Source organism: Rhodopseudomonas sp. RCAM05734 (assembly GCF_052658035.1).
Map to the genome: position 1 here is coordinate 3649745 of NZ_CP199742.1, position 16967 is coordinate 3666711.

The window sequence follows — 16967 nt, forward strand, 5'->3', positions numbered from 1 at the left end:
ATCGCTCCGGTAAAAATGGACAACGTTCAAACGGGTTCCGGGTTCACCCGGGAGTCGCCAATAATGGCGACGGTCAGCACACCCTCTTGTGGGGTGCGAACAGGCGGCCCTTTTCCACCACCGCCACGACGGCCAGCGCCGCCAGGGTGCAGAGGAAGAAGCCGGTAGCGAACGGCAACAGCGTGCCGTTGTAGGCTTGGCCGATGGTGTAGCCGATGCCGATTCCCAGCAGGGTGGTCACGGTGCCGTACAGCGACGAGGCGGTCCCGGCAATGTGGCCCTGCGGCTCCATCGCCATGGCGGTGAAGTTGGCGAACATCAGGCCGAAGGTGAACATCATCGTCGCCGACAGCGCCATGAACAGCGCCAGCGGCAGGAAGTTGAGCTTCGCCGCTGCGAGCATGGCCGCGCCGACAGCGACATAGGCGACCAGCCCGCTATGGGACATCACCCGCATGCCGATCGTGCCGACGAAACGCGAATTGATGAAGCCCGCGATGGCGATGCCGAGGGCGACGCCGGCGAAGGCGAGCGGAAAGTAATGCCCGAGGTGATAGATCTCGGTGAAGATCTGCTCCGACATGAAGACATAGCCGAACAGCGAGCCCTGCACCGCGCCGGCCGCCAGGGCATAGCCCAGCGTCTGCCGGTTCGAGATGGTGGTCCAGTAGGCGCCGAGGACATCGCGAACTGCCAGCGATTTGCGCTCCGACAGCGGCAGGGTTTCCGGCATCCGCAGCGCGCTCCAGATCAGCGCCAGCACGCCATAGACCATCAGGACGATGAAGATGCCGCGCCACTGGGTCATCAGCATCACCGCTTGCCCGAATGACGGCGCGATGATGGGCACGGAGATGAACACCATCATCGCCAGCGACATCACGCTGGCCATGCGGCGGCCGGTGTAACAGTCGCGCACGATCGAGGTGGCGATGACGCGGGTGGCGGCGGTGCCCAGTCCCTGCAGCACGCGGGCCAGCAACAGGGTTTCGAATGACGGCGCCACGATCGCCAGCAGGCTGGCGATGCAATAGACGGTCATGCCGATGAGCAGGATCGACCGCCGGCCGAACCGGTCCGCCAGCGGGCCGATGGCGAACTGGGCGACCCCGAAGCCCACTAGGAACGCCGACAGCAACAGCTGCAGCCGGTTGCCGTCGCTGATGCGGAACGCCGCGCCGATCTCCGGCAGCGCCGGCAGCATGATGTCCATGGCCAGCGGGTTCAGCGCCATGATCGCGGCGATCATCAGCAGGAACTCGGGAAACCCCATGGGGCGGTGGGTGGAAGATACCCACGCGTCGGCATTGATGTCGGTCACGAACGGGCGTCCTTTCGAGAAGGCGCCACTTAGGCCATCCATGCTGCGGTGCACAAGCGAGCCATCTGCATGGCTGCCGCACGCAAACAAGGGCGCCTGTTCAGGTTCTTGGCAAGATTTAGGCAAATACCGGAGTGAGTCCCGGCAAGTTCCCTCCGCGGGCCTCCCGCAGCCGCGCCCGCGTCAGCCGGATCATTTCCAGCAGCAAGGCTTCGCCGGCGTCCACCAGCTGTTCCCCGGTCATCCGCCTGGAGGCGGCATCGCGCGCCGGCAGCGGCACGTGGATGAAGGCGGCGAGCCGCGGGCCGTCGGGCAGCCTTGTGGTCTCGATGCCGCGCCAGCTCAGATAGTTGCACAGATAGCGCCCGGCATCGCGCGAGGCGCGGACGTCGACGCCGCTGGCCAGCGCCGCGCGCAGCAGCCTGGCGGTGTGCGGACCGAAGTTTTGCGCGTCCTTGCCGGGCACGATGCAGGCCTGCCGCACCCGCGTATGCGCGGCGTCGGGCCACAGCATGGTGACGGCATTGCGGGCGCGGGTCTCGACGCGGATGAACGGCGTGCGCGCAGCGAGGCCGAACATCAGCAGCGCATGCGGCCGATGCTGGGCCAGCAGTTGCGGCAGGTCGCGATCGACCGCGCCATAACTCACCGGAAAGATGTGCGCGATGCGTTCCACCTCGGCGAACGCCGGCCGTCGCAGTCTTTGCAGCCGCGCCACAAGCGGCTGGGTCGGATTGACCGGCGCGCCGGGGAAGGGGCCGAAGCCGGTGATCAGGATGCGCAGGGGAGCGGTCATGTCACTCCTTCAGCAATGTGGCTATCTGCTCGGCGGCCAACGCCGGGGTGATGCGACCGTCGGCCACCTCATGCTCCACCTGTTTGACCCGCGCGCGGATGGCGGGATCGGCGCGCAGCCGCGCCATCATGCGCTGCTCCAGCATGGTCCACATCCACTTCACCTGCTGCTGGCGCCGTCGCGCTTCGAAATCGCCACAGGCCAGCATCGCGGTGCGATGCTCGCAGATCTTCTGCCAGAGTTCGGCGATCCCGGTGCCCGCCATCGCCGAATAGGTCAGCACCGGTGGGTGCCAGTGTTCGCTGCGCGGCGCCAGGATATGCAGCGCGCCGCGATAGTCGCCGGCAGTGATAGTGGCGCGCTTGAGGTTGTCGCCGTCGGCCTTGTTGATGGCGATCATGTCGGCGAGCTCGATCAGGCCCTTCTTGATGCCCTGCAACTCGTCGCCGCCGCCGGGCAGCATGAGAGCGAGAAAGAAGTCGGTCATGTCGCAGACCGCGGTTTCCGACTGGCCGATGCCGACGGTTTCCACCAGCACCACGTCGAAGCCCGCGGCCTCGCACAGCAGCATCGCCTCGCGGGTCTTCGCCGCGACGCCGCCCAGCGTGCCCGAGGACGGCGAAGGGCGGATATACGCCGCCTCGGACGCCGACAGCTGCGCCATTCGCGTCTTGTCGCCGAGGATCGAGCCGCCGGTGCGCGCCGAGGAGGGATCCACCGCTAGCACCGCGACCTTGTGGCCCTGCGCGATGAGATACATGCCGAGCACGTCGATCGTCGTCGATTTGCCGACGCCGGGCGAGCCGGTGATGCCAACGCGCATGGCGCGGCCGGTGTCGGGCAGCAGTGCCTGCACCAGTTCGCGCGCCTTGGCCTGATGATCGGCGCGGCGGCTTTCCACCAGCGTGATGGCGCGCGCCAGCGCCGCGCGCGAGCCCGCGCGCACGTCCGCCGCCAGCGCGATGATGTCGATGGGTCTAGGGCTCGTCATCGTCGCCCTTCGGCCGGTCGCCGCCGAAGATCGCGACGCCTTCCGCGCTCAGATAGGGCTTCAGCACCGGCCAGGGCACGAAGGCGACATAGCCGCCCTCCACATGTGAGCCTACGGCATCGGGCGGATAGTGGAACGTCAGCCCCGAACTCTTGCCGGCCTCGGTCGACGGCGCCAGCGTCACCGCGCCGAGCTTCAGCAGATTGGGCTCGATGCCCTTGGCCCAGTCGCTGTCGGCGCGCGGATCGATGCCGCGCTTCTTCTTCTCGGCGGTGAGCGCAGCGACGACAGCATTGCGGATCGCAGTCAGCGCCGGTCCGTTGTTGGCGGTCTCGGTGAAGAACGGCCGGATGCTGATGCGCTTGGCCGCTCGCCGGTCCCACAGGATGGTGTCGAGGTCGGTGTTGGGATGCGCGCCGCCGGTGTTGGTATAGTCGTTCCTGACAATGCTGACATAGCGGTCGGCGACCACCGAGCGGGTGTCGTAGCTGCGCTCGACGGTCCAGGCGCCGTTGCGGAACATGTCCGGCGTTGCCTTGCGCTCCTTGTCGGCATCGGCGCGGCTGGTTGCCACCCATTTCTTGCCCTCGGCAAGGCAGTTCGCCGCCAGCGCCGGATCGGCCTTGACGTTCTTGTCCAGAATGACCGACGCATCGAGCGATTTTGTTTTCAGCGCGAAATCCGGTTTCGGCTGGGCGGCGAAGGCGGGCGCGGCGAGCGCGAAACAGGCGAGCAGCAAGGAGGCGCGGACGAGGAAGGACATTTTAGTACCGGTGCAGTGGGAGGATACGGGCGCGGCATTAGCAACATGTCAGTTGCCGGATTCAGCGATGCGGCGTTCGACGAAGGATTTCAAGAATAGCAAGTGAACCTGCATAATATCCCAATCGTCACATGCTTCATCGCGCTACTCTGCCGCCTCGCTGTGCCCCAGTCGCGCATTGAGCTTGTGGATCAGTTCCTCTGCCGCATCCGCGATCACCGTGCCGGGCGGGAAGATCGCCTCGGCGCCGGCCTTGTAGAGTTCGGCGTAGTCCTGCGGCGGCACCACGCCGCCGATGATGATCATGATGTCGTCACGGCCGAGCTTTTTTAGCGCGGCCTTCAGCTCTGGCACCGCGGTAAGATGCGCTGCCGCCAGCGACGACAGGCCGAGGATGTGCACGTCGTTCTCCACCGCCTGGCGCGCCGCCTCGTCGGCGGTGGCGAATAGCGGCCCGATGTCGACGTCGAAGCCGATGTCTGCGAAGGCGGAGGCGATCACCTTCTGGCCGCGGTCGTGGCCGTCCTGGCCGATCTTGGCGACCAGGATGCGCGGGCGGCGGCCCTCGGCGTCTTCAAACGCATCGATCAGCGCCTGCACCTTCTCGACGCGATTGGACATGGTGGAGGCCTCCCGCTTGTAGACGCCGGTGATGGATTTGATCTCCGCGCGATGCCGGCCGTAGACCTTCTCCAGCGCATCGGAGATTTCGCCGACGGTGGCCTTGGCGCGCGCGGCATCGATGGCCACCGCCAGCAAATTGCCGTTGCCGTCTTGCGCGCTACGCGTCAGCGCGGTCAGCGCCACGTCGACGTCGGCCTGGCTACGCTCCTTCTTCAGTCGCGCCAGCTTGTCGATTTGCAGCCGGCGCACGGTGGAGTTCTCCACCTTGAGCACATCCAGCGGCGCCTCATCGACTGGCTTGTACTTGTTGACGCCGATCACCGACTGCCGGCCGGCATCGATCCGCGCTTGCGTCTTGGCGGAGGCTTCCTCGATGCGCAGCTTGGGCACGCCGGCCTCGATGGCCTTGGCCATGCCGCCCAGCGCTTCCACTTCCTGGATATGGCCCCAGGCCTTGGCGGCCAGCTCCTGCGTCAGCCGCTCGACGTAATACGAGCCGCCCCAGGGATCGATGATACGGTTGGTGCCGCTCTCCTGCTGCAGGAACGGCTGGGTGTTGCGGGCGATGCGCGCGGAGAAGTCGGTCGGCAAAGCGAGGGCCTCGTCGAGCGCATTGGTGTGCAGCGATTGGGTATGGCCCTGCGTCGCCGCCATCGCCTCGATGGTGGTGCGCGTGACGTTGTTGTAGACGTCCTGCGCGGTCAGCGACCAGCCGGAGGTCTGGCAGTGCGTGCGCAGGCTCAGCGACTTCGGGTCCTTCGGATTGAACTGGGTCAGCAGCTTGGCCCACAGCAGTCGCGCCGCGCGCAGTTTTGCGACTTCCATGAAGAAGTTCATGCCGACCGCCCAGAAGAACGACAGCCGCGGCGCAAAGCGGTCGACGTCGATGCCGGCGGCAAGACCCGCGCGCAGATATTCGACGCCGTCGGCCAGCGTATAGGCCAGCTCGAGGTCCTGCGTCGCGCCGGCTTCCTGCATGTGATAGCCGGATATCGAGATCGAATTGTATTTCGGCATCTTCTGCGAGGTGTAGGCGAAGATGTCGGAGATGATCCGCATCGACGGCGCCGGCGGATAGATGTAGGTGTTGCGCACCATGAACTCTTTCAGAATGTCGTTCTGAATCGTTCCGGTGAGCTTCTCCGGTGGCACGCCCTGTTCTTCGGCGGCGGCGACATAGAGCGCCAGGATCGGCAGCACCGCGCCGTTCATGGTCATCGACACGCTCATCTGGTCGAGCGGAATGCCGGAGAACAGCGTGCGCATGTCGTAGATGGAATCGATCGCCACGCCGGCCATGCCGACATCGCCCGATACCCGCGGATGATCGCTGTCATAGCCGCGATGGGTGGCGAGATCGAAGGCGACCGAAAGGCCCTTCTGGCCGGCTGCGAGATTGCGACGATAGAAGGCGTTGGAATCTTCCGCGGTGGAGAACCCCGCATATTGCCGGATGGTCCACGGCTGGTTGACATACATGGTCGGGTAGGGCCCGCGCAAAAACGGCGCGATGCCCGGCCAGGTCTCGAGAAAATCGATGCCGTCGAGATCGGCTTCGGAATAGCCGGGCTTGACCAGAATGCCTTCGGGCGTGAGCCACGGTTCGCCCAGCGATGGCGCAGCGGTTGCGGCTGATGTCGCGAAGGCGATGTGGGCAAAAACGGGGATCTTGCTCATTCTGATTTCTCAAGTCGTCGATTGCGTTCGATCAAGTCCTGAACGTTCTTTTTGTAAACGGGGTCATCCGGTCGCCCTTTGGACAGCACTTTCTTCATCACTTTCTCGAAAGGCCACATCAGGACATCGAAAAGCAGACCAATCATTTTGCTACGTCCTTGTGCCTCACTCATGATCCGGATGCTGGTAACTGGCAATACCGCCAAGCTTGTCGGCGCCGTAGTTCTGCAGCGTGCTCTTGCTGGGCATGTTGGTGATGGTGGCGACCCAGCCCAGCCGGGATTCGGTGCCGAACTGCTGTGATGGGATCACGCGATCCGGCCGGTCGAAGGCGCCGGTGGTAATCTCGATCTTGGGCCCGCCGGTCTCGCGATAGCTGAGCGGGGTGCCGCAGGCGGCGCAGAAATCGCGTTCGCCGATCGAGGACGAGCGAAATGTCTCGGGCGTGCCGCGTGTCCAGGTAAAATTCTCCAAGGGAATGTCGGCCAGGGAGGCGAACGGCGCGCCGGTTGCCTTCTGGCACATCCGGCAATGGCAGATGGCGACGCGGGTCGGCACGGCGTAGACGGCGAAGCGCACCGCGCCGCACTGGCAGCCACCGGTCAGGACGGGGTCGCGCGCCTCTGCCATGTTCAACCCATCAGTCTGTAAGCGGCATTCAGCATCGCCAGCGCGTCGCCGCCGGCGAACACAAAGTCCTGCACGCCGGCATCGCGCAGCGCGGCTTCCTGCTCGCCGGGCTTGCCTGCCAGATAGATATGCTTCGGCCCGGCGGCTTGAAGGGCCCGGGCAGCCGCGGCCGCATGGGCGGCGTAGACCTTGTCGGACGAGCACAGGCAGGCGAAGGACGCGCCGGACGCCTTGAACGCTTCGGCCAGCACCGCAGGATCGGTGAAGCCGTCGCTATCGATCGCCTCGATGCCGCCGGTCTCGAACAGGCTCTTGGCGAAGCCGGCGCGGGCGGTGAAGGCGGCTGGCGTGCCGAGATTGGCGAGAAACACTTTTGGCCGCGCGCCCTTGCGGGCGAGGATATGGTCGGACTTGTCGCGCAAGACTTCGAACGGCACGGCCAGCCGGATCGGCTCCAGCGGATTGAACTTGATCTTCTGCTTGCCGTAGGGCGCGGCCTCCACCGGCTTGGCCTTCAGCACGGTCGCGCGCGGCTCGTGCAAATTGGGAAATTCGCTGGCGCCGGTCAGCACTTCGCGTCGCCGGGCGATGCTGGCCTGCCGCGCCGCGCGGGTCGCCGCCACCTTGGGCTGGATCAGGTTGTTGCCGATTGCCTGAAACAGGCCACCGTTCTTCTCGATGTCCTGGAATTGCGCCCAGGCGGCGTTGCACAGCTCCTGGGTCAGCGCCTCGATGCCGCCGGCGCCGGCGGCCGGATCGGACACCTTGGCGAGGTTGGCTTCTTCCAGCAGCACCGGCTGGGTATTGCGCGCGGCGCGGCGGGCAAAGGCATCCGGCAGGCCGAGCGCAAGCGTATGCGGCAGCACGCAGATCGCGTTGGCGCCGCCGAGGCCGGCGGAGAACGTTGCCACCGTGGCGCGCAGCATGTTCACGTAAGGGTCGCGCTGGGTCAGCATCCGCCACGCGGTTTCGGCGGCGATGAACAACGGCTTCGGCTTGAGCCCGCAGCTTTCCTCGACCCGCGCCCACAGCAGCCGCAGCGCGCGGAATTTCGCCAGCGTCAGGAACTGGTCGGCATCGGCGGAGAGCCGCGCATAGATCATACGGCGGGCATCGTCGACCGCGACGTTGGCATCCTCCAGCGCGCGCAGATAGGAGACCATGGTCGCCAGCACGAAAGCCAGCTCCTGCACCTCGGAGCCACCGGCGTCGTGAATGACGCGGCCGTCGGCGACCACGAACGGTCCCTTGAAGCCGGCATCCGTGAGCTTCTTCACCGCGCCGGTCATGGCCGGCGCGATCTCCCACCAGTTATAGGCGCTGGAGCCCCAGACAGCGCAGGCGCCGAGCGGATCGAGGCCGAAGCGGATGTTGCATTTGGCGGGATCGATGTCTTTCGCCGTGATGTATTCGGCGAGATGGATCGCGGCCATCCGAGACTGCGGCCCGACATTGAGCTCGATACTGATGCCGGCATCGATGAAGATGCCGTCGAGAACCGTGGCGATGGTTTCGGCGGTCGGCTCCAGCCCGAAGCCACGCGCGCCGTTGGACGCGCCGAACACCAGCGTCAGGCCGGTGGCGCCGTTCTCCAGATCGTGCAGCGCCTGGACGTTGGCCTTCTTCGCGTCGGGATGGTCGATGCGCTGCATGATCTGCCATGGCGCGGCGACAGCGCGGCCGGCGATCGGTGCGGCGCCGTGGGCGCGCTCGTAGATCGGCGCGATCTTCAGGCCGTCATAGGTCTTGCTCACCAGCTTCTCGAACGGCGCGCCCTTGAGCACGCCGTCGACCAGCTTGCGCCAGTCATCATAGCTGGCCGGCGCGAAATCCGCGGCCAGCGTGAGGGCGTCAGTTGCAGTCGGCATCGCGGAATATCGCTCCCGGGGACATGTTCGTTGTTACCCGGAAAATGCCACGTGGCGGCGGCAAATCCAAATGGAAGTTTTGCCGTAAAATCAGGGCATTGCGAGAGGTTTGCAAAAGCGGGGTCGGCTGCCGCAAAACGGTCGCGGGTTTGCCGCATCGATTCCGCACCGAATCCGCGTCGTTCAGCGTTCCGGTTTCGGGGTCAGGCGAGGTCGGGCAGGCGCTCGATGCCGTCGGTCGACAGCCCCGCCAGCGCGGTGCGTGCGGTCTTGCCGGCGATGACACGGTCCGGCGCGATCTCCGCCAGCGGCACCAGCACGAAGGCGCGCTCGAACATGCGCGGATGCGGCAGCATCAGCTCCGGCTTGGCGATGCTGAAGTCGTCGTAGGCCAGCAGATCGAGGTCGAGCGGACGCGGTCCCCAGTGCCGCTCCTTGAGCCGGTCGCGGCCGAATTTGTGTTCGATCCGATGCAGCGTGAACAGCAAAGCGTGTGGGTCGAGTTCAGTCTCTATCTCGATGCAGGCATTGATGAAGCGCGCCTGCTGTTCGTCGCCCCACGGCGGCGTCGCGTAGTCGGCGGAGCGCGCCAGCAAGGCGGCTTGCGTCATGCCGCAGATATTGGCGATGGCTTTCTGGAAGGTGGCGCGGACGTCGCCGACATTGCCGCCGAGCGCGATCAGTACGCTGGCCACGGCTACGACCTGACGCGATTGATGACGACCCCGACATCATCGAAGATCGCAGCGATCGGCGCATGCGGCTTGTGCACGGTGACCTTGATGGCGGTGACCTTCGGGAATTGCGCCAGCACGGCATCGGCGACGGCACCGGCGGCGCGTTCGACCAGCTTGTAATTGACGTCCTTGAAGGCGGCGATCGCGGTCGCCACCACGTTGGCGTAGGAGACGGTGTCACTGAGGCGATCGCTGTGCGAGGCGACGGCGATGTCCGCGGTCAGTTCGATGTCGATGACGAAGCGCTGCCCGACCACGCCTTCGTAGTCGAGAATGCCGTGATGGGCATGGACCGAAACGCCCTTGATGAAGATGATGTCGCTCATCGGAACTCCTCGATTGCCGCAGCCACGCGCAGCGCCTGCACGGTTTCCGCCACGTCATGGGCGCGGATGATCCTGGCGCCGCGCTGCGTGGCGAGCAGGTGCGCCGCGATCGAACCGCCGAGCCGCTGCTGCGGTTCGGAAGGCGTCACGGTGCTGATGAATTTCTTGCGCGACGCGCCGACCAGCAGTGGCAGGCCGAAGCTCTGCAATTCGCCGAGGCGCGCCAGCACCGTCATGCTCTGCTCCGGCGTCTTGCCGAAGCCGATGCCGGGATCGAGCACGATATGCCCGCCGGGGATGCCGGCCTTTGCCGCGATCTCCAGCGAGCGTGCAAAAAACGCTAAGATATCCTTGATGATGTCGATGGTCGGGTCGACGGTGTCGCGGTTGTGCATCACCACTACCGGCGCGCCATGTTCGGCGACGACGCGCGCCATGTCGGGATCGCGGTGCAGGCCCCAGACATCGTTGGCAATGCTTGCGCCAGCGCCGAGCGCCCAGGCGATCACGCTGGCCTTCATGCTGTCGACGGAGACTGGCACACCGAGCGCAACGACATCGCCGAGCACCGGCCGCAGGCGCTGCAACTCTTCGTCCGCCGAAATCGGTTGTGACCCGTAGGGCCGCGTCGACTCCGCGCCGAGGTCGATGATCTCCGCACCCTCGGCGATCATCCGCCGGGCCTGCGCCAGCGCCTGTTCGGGCGCCGTAAAGTGACCGCCGTCGGAGAACGAATCCGGCGTCACGTTGAGCACACCCATCACCGCCGGGACCGCCTGCGACAGGAACGCCTGCAACGCGGAGTGGTGTTCTGGCAGGGCCGCGGGTCTTGAATGGGGCGCGATCATGCGGTGGCTTTGCGCGGTCCGATAGGCAGAGTCAAGCCGCAGAACAGGCGTCAACTGATGCCAATATAGCGGCCGGGGCGGTGGTTCATGCCGACGATGATGTTCAATACGGCGGCACCGATCGCTGACAAAATGACCTGCTGGAGATCGAGGATGAAAAGGGCCAGCAGCATGATCACGACATCGACGGCGAGCTGAAAATAGCCGGCCCGAATGCCATAGTGGTCCTGCAGGTAGAGCGCCAGGATATTCATGCCGCCGAGCCCGGTGCGATGGCGAAACAGGATCAGCATGCCGACGCCCATCAGCGCGCCGCCGATCACCGCAGCATAGAGCGGCTGCAGCATCGAATAGCCAATCCACAGCGGCGTCAGCCGCGAAAATACCGACACCAGCAGCACCGCGATGAAGGTCCTGATCGTGAAGGGCCAGCCCATGCGCTTGATGGCGAGATAATAGAAGGGAATGGTGACCGCGAAGAAGACCGTGCCGAACCCGAAGCCGGTCGCGTATTGCAGGAGCAAGGCGATGCCAGCCGAACTGCCCGTGATCAGCATGGCCTTCGAGTACAGGCTGATGCCGAGCGACACCAGCAGCGTGCCGGTCAGTAGCGCCAGCATGTCCTCGTAAAACCTGTGGCGTTGCGGCTGCATGCGTCAGGTCAGATGGATCTGGCTGGCGGACTTGAGGCCGCGGGGCCGCCACGCACGGGAAGATCGAGACGGGCTCAATAGGTGATCTTCAGCGGCAGGCTGCGTGCCTTCTCGATCGGCTGTCCGACTGACTTTTCCGACGGCATCACCTGGACGAGCTTGCGCTTGTCATTGGCCTCTTTCATGGCCTGGGCCAGGCGGACGGGATTGCGATGCGTGAGTTCGCGCACGGTATTGACGCCCGAGGCCCGCAACAATTCAGCCTTTGCCTTGCCCATCCCGGGAATCCGCAGGTAGTCCGCAAGGTTGGCCCATTCCAGCAACTGCTGCTCGCTGAATCCGGTCTTGGCCGAAAGCTCCTTTCGGCCTTTCGCGGTGTGGGCGGCCTCAAGCAGACCTTCCATGGTGCGAATGCCGGCGGATTTCAGTTTGGACGCTGCGAAGGCCGTCAGGCCGTCAATCTTGGAGATGGGATATGTCATGGTACTCAGAAAAATGAAGGTGCTTAAGCGAACTGGCTGAGACCGGGCGTCCCGGCGATGATCTCGCCCATCTGATCCGCCCCGATTTTGTCGCGACCGAATTTGAAAAGTTCACGGGCGACGCTCTGGATTTCGCCCATGCCGAGGCCGAGGCCCATCAGCTTGCTGCCAAGCGCCATCAGGCCGCCGCCCATCAATCCGCCGAGCCCGCCGGACGTGCCGGAGGATTCAATCGCCGCTTCCGCACCGGGGATCTTGTCGATCAGCGCCTGGACCTGAGTGGAAGGCCCTTCGTTGCGAAGGAAGCCCAGGATGATGCCGATGGTCTTCTCAGCCACAGCCTTGTCTATGCCGACCTTGGTGGCCAGCTGTTCGATCAACTCGTCCATTGCGCCCCGCCTCTGCCGGCTTTTCGCCGGTGTTTTTGAATTCCGGAATGATCTTGAGCCGCTGTGATCCGAATTACAAGCGTAGGCGGGTGGAAACGCCGACGCCGATTTCAATCACGCGATGAGTGTTGCATCAATGCAAGATCAAATATGAACGTCTCGTCAATTTTATTCTATCGCGCTACGTGGTCGGCCGTATTGACGTCCGTCAATGGGGCGCTCGATTTTTGTCTTGCGGTGCGGCAGCCGCGCGCTTTGAACGTTTCAATCGACCGTCAAGATGCCATAAGCTGTCGGGATTGCGACGATGAATCACATTGCGCGGTTGAGATATTCTCCTTCCTGCGCGTGAAGAGGCGATACCGACCATGGGAACCGGCACCGGGGATACTGACGACAAGATCTTCATCGGCAAGGGCGAGCAGCCGGCCTGGCTGACGCTTGGCCTCGCCAATCGCCATGGCCTCGTGACCGGTGCGACGGGAACGGGAAAAACCGTGTCGCTGCAGGTGATGGCTGAAGGATTTGCCCGCGCCGGCGTTCCTGTTTTTGCCGCCGACATCAAGGGCGACCTGTCCGGCATTGCCGAAGCGGGAGAGGGCAAGGATTTCATCCTCGCCCGCGCCAAGGAAATGGCGTTGACGTTCCAGCCGGACCAGTTCTCGACGATTTTCTGGGATGTCTTCGGCGAGCAGGGCCATCCGGTCCGCGCCACCGTTTCGGAAATGGGGCCGCTCTTGCTGAGCCGGATGATGGATCTCAACGAGGTCCAGGAAGGCGTATTGAACATCGCATTCCGGGTTGCCGACGAGCAGGGCCTGCTGCTGATGGACATGAAGGACCTGCGGGCGATCCTGTCATATGTGGCTGAACACGCATCCGAACTGACGACGCAGTATGGCAACGTCTCCAAGCAGACCATCGGGACGATCCAGCGCCAGGCTGCTGGTGCTGGAGAACCAGGGTGCGGACAAGTTCTTCGGAGAGCCGGCACTGCAGTTGAAGGACTTCATGCGTACCGACCGCGACGGGCGCGGCATGATCAATATCCTGGTCGCCGACAAGTTGATGCAGAGCCCGCAGCTCTACGCCACCTTCCTGCTGTGGATGCTGTCGGAGCTGTTCGAGGAATTGCCTGAAGCGGGTGACCCGCCGAAGCCGAAACTGGTGTTCTTCTTCGACGAGGCGCACCTGTTGTTCAACGATGCGCCCAAGGCGCTGATGGACAAGATCGAACAGGTGGTGCGGCTGATCCGCTCCAAGGGCGTCGGCGTCTACTTCGTGACGCAAAATCCGATCGACGTCCCCGACAAGGTGCTGGCGCAGCTCGGTAACCGGGTCCAGCACGCGCTGCGCGCCTTCACCCCGCGCGACCAGAAGGCGGTGCAAGCCGCAGCACAGACCTTCCGTCCCAATCCCAAGCTGGATACCGCTGCCGTCATTACCCAACTCGGCAAGGGCGAGGCGCTGGTGTCGTTCCTGGAAGGTAACGGCACGCCAGCCATGGTTGAGCGGGTGATGGTGCGGCCGCCTTCAGCACGGATCGGGCCGGTCACGCCGGAGGAGCGCAAGGCGATCATGGCGGCGAGCCCGGTGAAGGGCAAGTACGACACCACCATCGACTCCGAATCCGCCTATGAGGTTCTGCAAAAGCGCATCGCCGGTACCGCGGCGACCGCAGGCGCGTCAGGCGGTGGCATCCTCGGCCAGCTTGGCTCCATCGTCGGCAGCATTTTCGGCACCGGTGTTTCACGTGGCAAACTGTCGACCGGACAGGTGATTGCGCGCAATGTCGCGCGCTCCGTCAGCAACCAGGTTGTTGGCGGCATCGCAGCCAGCGTCGGCAAGTCGGTGGGCGGTTCGCTGGGCAGTTCGATCGGCCGCGAGATCGTGCGCGGCACACTCGGCGGGATCCTGAAGCGATAGGGTTCGTCCCTCCCGTCCCGAAGGCCGGGAACGCTCTCATTGGAAGCAATTGATGGATCGACAATCGAATTCGACGGCGCCGATCACCGACGTCGCCTATGGCTGGTTTCTCGCGCAAGTGGCGCGGCTGCGCAGCCTCGACATTCCGGGCTGGGTCTGGGTGGTATTGCTGTGGGCGGTGTTCGCTTTTCCTGCGGTGGCGCTGCGTGGCGCGCATTACGAGGAAGGCACGGTGATCGGGCTGGCGCGGGGCGCGTTCGAGGACGGCAACTGGCTGGCGCCGCATCTCTACGGCAACCGTTTCGTCGAGCGACCGGTGCTGCTGTCGTGGATCGCGGCGGCGCTGAGCTGGCCGTTCGGCGGCGTGACGCTGTGGAGCGCCCGCGTCCCGCATCTGCTGTTCCTGCTCGCGGGCGGGCTGATGGTGTTCAACCTGGTGCGCCCGCTGACGCGCACGCCGCCGGCGGTGTTCGGCGCGCTGTGCTGGTTCGCCTGTTCCATGGTCGGGCAGAAATTCGTCACCGCCGAGCCCGATGTCATGCTCTCGGCGCTGCTGTTCGCCGCTTTCCTCGTCTGGTGGAGAGGATCCGAGAGGGGAGCAGTCTCGTTCCCGCGCTGGCTGCTGGTCGGCCTGCTGCTCGCGGCCGCGGGGCTGACCAAGGGGCCGCAGCCGATCGCCTATTTCACGCTGGGCGTTGGTGCCTATCTGCTGATCCGGCGGCGCTGGCGCGACATGCCCGGCTTCATCATTGCCAATGCGGTGGCCGCGATTCTCGTCGGCGCCTGGTATTTTGCCGTGATGCAGCCCGGCGATCTCGCGGCCTGGCGCAATCATTCGCGGCTGGCCGAAGGCATGGGGATGGGGCGATGGCTGCGCGATCATCTCGACTTCATCGTCAGCATCTTCGTGGAATGGCTGCCGGGCTCGCTGCTGCTCGGCCCGGCGATCGTGGCGCTGGCGCGCAAGCAAGACCTTCGCGACAACGACCTTGTGCTAGCCGTCGTGCTGTATGCCGGCGTCGGCACGCTGGCACTGCTGGCGTGGCCGGGCGGGGTGGCGACACGCTATGCGATGCCGGCCAATCTGGCGCTCGCGGTACTCGGCGGCATCCTTTACGACAGGTGGTGGAGCAGCCATCCGCGGCTGATCGGTGCCGGCAATACGGTGGTGATCGCGATCTCCAGCTATCTGATCCTGCTTGGCTGGATCGCCATGCCGTTGGCGCCGGATGCGTTCCGGCAAGCCACGATCGCGGCGCAAACCATCGAGGCGGTGCGGACGCTGCGGCCCGGCACGCTTTACGTGAGCAGCGACGTAGCCAACGTCAATATCCTGGCCCATGTGGCGGCGCCGGTGCGGGTCGTCTCGCTGGCACAGATCGGCCAGCTGACGGCGCCGGCGCTCGCGCTGCTGACGCCGGCGGACGTGGCGGCGCTGTCGGCCGGCAGGCCGGATCTCCGCTTCGTCGCCCATGCCGCCATCAGGGACAAGAGCGGCGCCAATATCGTGGAAATCGTGCCCCATTGAGGGTGTGAAGCCCCGATAAGGTCGCGGCGCGGGCGCCGGCAGCGGTCAATTGCAGCCGATTTCCAATGCTGCTACCAAGCGCGAACCTGCTGCTGCCAAAACCGTGAGAACCGCTTGTGCTGAGATGGCCATCTTTGCGGCGTCCGCTGGATGTCCTGTTTTTGTTCACCTGCCTGCTGCTGACGGCAGACGTGTTGGTCCCGGAGATCTTCGGCGCCGGCAAGACCAAGGACTATTCGCTGTGGTTCTGGGCCGGCCAGCAGGTGCTGCACGGCGGCGATCTCTATACGCGGCTGACACGCGGTACGCTGGATTTCATCTATCCGCCGCCGCCCGCGATCATGCTGGCGATCCCGACCTTCTTCGGCAAGATTCCGTTCTATCTCGCGCTCTCGATTCTGAACTCGGTGGCCTGGGCCCTGACCAGCCAGCTCAGCAACGCGATGACCGGCTCCGAAAAATCCCGGGGCCATGGCTGATGGCGCTGCCGGGCTTCGCCACCATTACCTTCGTGTTCGATCAATACGATCTCGGCCAGCCCAACCTCGTGCTGCTGGCGCTGATGCTGCTCGGCTTCTGGCTGATGCAGAAGGGCCGGCCGGTGTGGGGCGGGGGCATGTTCGCGCTGGCCACCGCCATCAAGGTGTTTCCGGTCGCGGTGCTGCCCTATCTGCTGTGGCGTCGCCGATGGGCCGCGTCCGCGAGCATGATCGTCTGCACCTTGCTGCTCTTGTATGTGGTGCCGGCGCCGGTGCGCGGTTTCGAGCGCAACGCTGCCGAGCTCAAGACCTGGTTCTCCGCAATGGTCGGCTCCAGTTCCGAGAAGGGATTTGGCCAGCGCGACGAGCAGAACTGGTCGTGGGTCAACCAGTCGCTGATCGCGGTGACGCACCGTCTGGTGCGGCCGATCAACTATTACATGGACGAACCCCAGAAACAGCCCGGTTACATGAACGTGGTCTCGGTCGACTACAAGACCGCGAACTGGATCGTGCTGGCGGTGGCCGGACTGATCGGGCTTGGCTTCATCCTAGTCATCCCCGCGCGCAACAGAATGACGCCGCGATCGACGGCGGAAGAGCTCGGCATCCTGTTCTGCCTGATGACGGTGGCCTCGCCATTGTCGCGGCAATATTACTTCATCTGGCTGTTCCTGCCGCTGACGGTGCTGATGCATCGCGCCGCGTTCGACGCGCGGCCCGCGGTGCGCACGGGAACGTGGACACTGCTCGGTCTGGCGGGGGCGCTGATGGCGCTGTCGCTGCCGCTGTTCCCGACCATGCTGCAGGCGTGGGGTAACAACCTCGCCGCCACCGCGCTCATTGTTGCCGGATTGATCTGGCATATGCATCATGCGCCTGCGTCGACACTCGTCGATGCGTCAAAAGGTTCACGCCCCGCCTGAGGA

Annotated in this window: 15 protein-coding genes and 2 pseudogenes; 3 read left to right on the forward strand and 14 right to left on the reverse strand. The window is 64.8% G+C overall.

Going from position 1 to position 16967, the window contains the following annotated elements; genetic code table 11:
- Nucleotides 1-73: 73 nt before the first annotated feature.
- The 14 genes from ACUXVA_RS17150 to ACUXVA_RS17215 form a co-directional block, all read right to left on the reverse strand.
- Nucleotides 74-1321: a multidrug effflux MFS transporter gene (locus ACUXVA_RS17150; protein ID WP_265079217.1), complete on the reverse strand. Its 1248-nt coding sequence runs from the start codon at nucleotides 1319-1321 to the stop codon at nucleotides 74-76.
- Between the two features lie 118 nt (nucleotides 1322-1439).
- Nucleotides 1440-2117 (reverse strand): pyroglutamyl-peptidase I, encoded by a 678-nt coding sequence (locus tag ACUXVA_RS17155; RefSeq protein ID WP_265079216.1) that lies wholly within the window; start codon nucleotides 2115-2117, stop codon nucleotides 1440-1442.
- Between the two features lies 1 nt (nucleotide 2118).
- Nucleotides 2119-3108: a methylmalonyl Co-A mutase-associated GTPase MeaB gene (gene meaB, locus ACUXVA_RS17160; RefSeq protein WP_265079215.1), complete on the reverse strand. Its 990-nt coding sequence runs from the start codon at nucleotides 3106-3108 to the stop codon at nucleotides 2119-2121.
- A complete protein-coding gene (locus ACUXVA_RS17165) occupies nucleotides 3095-3871 on the reverse strand; it encodes a DUF3298 and DUF4163 domain-containing protein (protein WP_265079214.1) in 777 nt (258 codons plus the stop codon). Before ACUXVA_RS17165 ends, meaB begins: the two co-directional genes overlap by 14 nt.
- A gap of 144 nt (nucleotides 3872-4015) precedes the next feature.
- On the reverse strand, nucleotides 4016-6172 hold the full coding sequence (scpA, locus tag ACUXVA_RS17170; RefSeq protein WP_445487207.1) for a methylmalonyl-CoA mutase: 2157 nt from the start codon (nucleotides 6170-6172) through the stop codon (nucleotides 4016-4018).
- The gene (locus ACUXVA_RS17175) at nucleotides 6169-6345 is read right to left on the reverse strand and encodes a hypothetical protein (protein ID WP_265079213.1); all 177 of its coding nucleotides are present in this window, start codon (nucleotides 6343-6345) and stop codon (nucleotides 6169-6171) included. Before ACUXVA_RS17175 ends, scpA begins: the two co-directional genes overlap by 4 nt.
- Nucleotides 6338-6802: a GFA family protein gene (locus ACUXVA_RS17180; protein ID WP_265079212.1), complete on the reverse strand. Its 465-nt coding sequence runs from the start codon at nucleotides 6800-6802 to the stop codon at nucleotides 6338-6340. The genes ACUXVA_RS17175 and ACUXVA_RS17180 overlap by 8 nt, the downstream gene beginning before the upstream one ends.
- 2 nt (nucleotides 6803-6804) lie before the next feature.
- Entirely contained in the window at nucleotides 6805-8670 is a 1866-nt protein-coding gene (locus ACUXVA_RS17185) for a methylmalonyl-CoA mutase family protein (protein ID WP_445487209.1), read from the reverse strand.
- Nucleotides 8671-8873: 203 nt separating this feature from the next.
- Nucleotides 8874-9365: a 2-amino-4-hydroxy-6-hydroxymethyldihydropteridine diphosphokinase gene (folK, locus tag ACUXVA_RS17190; RefSeq protein ID WP_265079210.1), complete on the reverse strand. Its 492-nt coding sequence runs from the start codon at nucleotides 9363-9365 to the stop codon at nucleotides 8874-8876.
- 2 nt (nucleotides 9366-9367) lie between these two features.
- Nucleotides 9368-9733, reverse strand: coding sequence for a dihydroneopterin aldolase (gene folB, locus ACUXVA_RS17195; RefSeq protein WP_265079209.1), 366 nt, complete (start codon nucleotides 9731-9733; stop codon nucleotides 9368-9370).
- A complete protein-coding gene (gene folP, locus ACUXVA_RS17200; protein ID WP_445487212.1) occupies nucleotides 9730-10581 on the reverse strand; it encodes a dihydropteroate synthase in 852 nt (283 codons plus the stop codon). The genes folB and folP overlap by 4 nt, the downstream gene beginning before the upstream one ends.
- A gap of 50 nt (nucleotides 10582-10631) precedes the next feature.
- On the reverse strand, nucleotides 10632-11234 hold the full coding sequence (locus tag ACUXVA_RS17205; protein WP_265079207.1) for a YitT family protein: 603 nt from the start codon (nucleotides 11232-11234) through the stop codon (nucleotides 10632-10634).
- A gap of 74 nt (nucleotides 11235-11308) precedes the next feature.
- The gene (locus ACUXVA_RS17210) at nucleotides 11309-11716 is read right to left on the reverse strand and encodes a DUF4332 domain-containing protein (RefSeq protein ID WP_445487214.1); all 408 of its coding nucleotides are present in this window, start codon (nucleotides 11714-11716) and stop codon (nucleotides 11309-11311) included.
- 23 nt (nucleotides 11717-11739) lie between these two features.
- Nucleotides 11740-12105 carry a DUF2267 domain-containing protein gene (locus tag ACUXVA_RS17215; protein ID WP_265079205.1) on the reverse strand — a complete coding sequence of 122 codons (366 nt, stop codon included), beginning with the start codon at nucleotides 12103-12105 and terminating at the stop codon, nucleotides 11740-11742.
- Nucleotides 12106-12473: 368 nt separating this feature from the next.
- Between ACUXVA_RS17215 and ACUXVA_RS17220 the strand changes: the two are divergent.
- The 3 genes and pseudogenes from ACUXVA_RS17220 to ACUXVA_RS17230 all read left to right on the forward strand — a co-directional run bounded on the left by ACUXVA_RS17220 (nucleotide 12474) and on the right by ACUXVA_RS17230 (nucleotide 16964).
- A pseudogene (locus ACUXVA_RS17220) lies at nucleotides 12474-14031 on the forward strand (helicase HerA-like C-terminal domain-containing protein).
- A 52-nt stretch (nucleotides 14032-14083) separates the two neighbouring features.
- The gene (locus ACUXVA_RS17225; protein ID WP_265079203.1) at nucleotides 14084-15559 is read left to right on the forward strand and encodes an ArnT family glycosyltransferase; all 1476 of its coding nucleotides are present in this window, start codon (nucleotides 14084-14086) and stop codon (nucleotides 15557-15559) included.
- A gap of 116 nt (nucleotides 15560-15675) precedes the next feature.
- A pseudogene (locus ACUXVA_RS17230) lies at nucleotides 15676-16964 on the forward strand (glycosyltransferase family 87 protein).
- The last annotated feature ends 3 nt before the right edge of the window (nucleotides 16965-16967 follow it).

What these genes read in the sequence shown, in the direction of transcription:
- folB (WP_265079209.1), bottom strand. Translation starts at nt 9,733, where the DNA reads ATGAGCGACATCATCTTCATCAAGGGCGTTTCGGTCCATGCCCATCAC.
- ACUXVA_RS17185 (WP_445487209.1), bottom strand. Translation starts at nt 8,670, where the DNA reads ATGCCGACTGCAACTGACGCCCTCACGCTGGCCGCGGATTTCGCGCCG.
- folP (WP_445487212.1), bottom strand. Translation starts at nt 10,581, where the DNA reads ATGATCGCGCCCCATTCAAGACCCGCGGCCCTGCCAGAACACCACTCC.
- ACUXVA_RS17180 (WP_265079212.1), bottom strand. Translation starts at nt 6,802, where the DNA reads ATGGCAGAGGCGCGCGACCCCGTCCTGACCGGTGGCTGCCAGTGCGGC.
- ACUXVA_RS17165 (WP_265079214.1), bottom strand. Translation starts at nt 3,871, where the DNA reads ATGTCCTTCCTCGTCCGCGCCTCCTTGCTGCTCGCCTGTTTCGCGCTC.
- ACUXVA_RS17210 (WP_445487214.1), bottom strand. Translation starts at nt 11,716, where the DNA reads ATGACATATCCCATCTCCAAGATTGACGGCCTGACGGCCTTCGCAGCG.
- meaB (WP_265079215.1), bottom strand. Translation starts at nt 3,108, where the DNA reads ATGACGAGCCCTAGACCCATCGACATCATCGCGCTGGCGGCGGACGTG.
- ACUXVA_RS17215 (WP_265079205.1), bottom strand. Translation starts at nt 12,105, where the DNA reads ATGGACGAGTTGATCGAACAGCTGGCCACCAAGGTCGGCATAGACAAG.
- ACUXVA_RS17225 (WP_265079203.1), top strand. Translation starts at nt 14,084, where the DNA reads ATGGATCGACAATCGAATTCGACGGCGCCGATCACCGACGTCGCCTAT.
- ACUXVA_RS17205 (WP_265079207.1), bottom strand. Translation starts at nt 11,234, where the DNA reads ATGCAGCCGCAACGCCACAGGTTTTACGAGGACATGCTGGCGCTACTG.
- scpA (WP_445487207.1), bottom strand. Translation starts at nt 6,172, where the DNA reads ATGAGCAAGATCCCCGTTTTTGCCCACATCGCCTTCGCGACATCAGCC.
- ACUXVA_RS17155 (WP_265079216.1), bottom strand. Translation starts at nt 2,117, where the DNA reads ATGACCGCTCCCCTGCGCATCCTGATCACCGGCTTCGGCCCCTTCCCC.
- ACUXVA_RS17175 (WP_265079213.1), bottom strand. Translation starts at nt 6,345, where the DNA reads ATGAGTGAGGCACAAGGACGTAGCAAAATGATTGGTCTGCTTTTCGAT.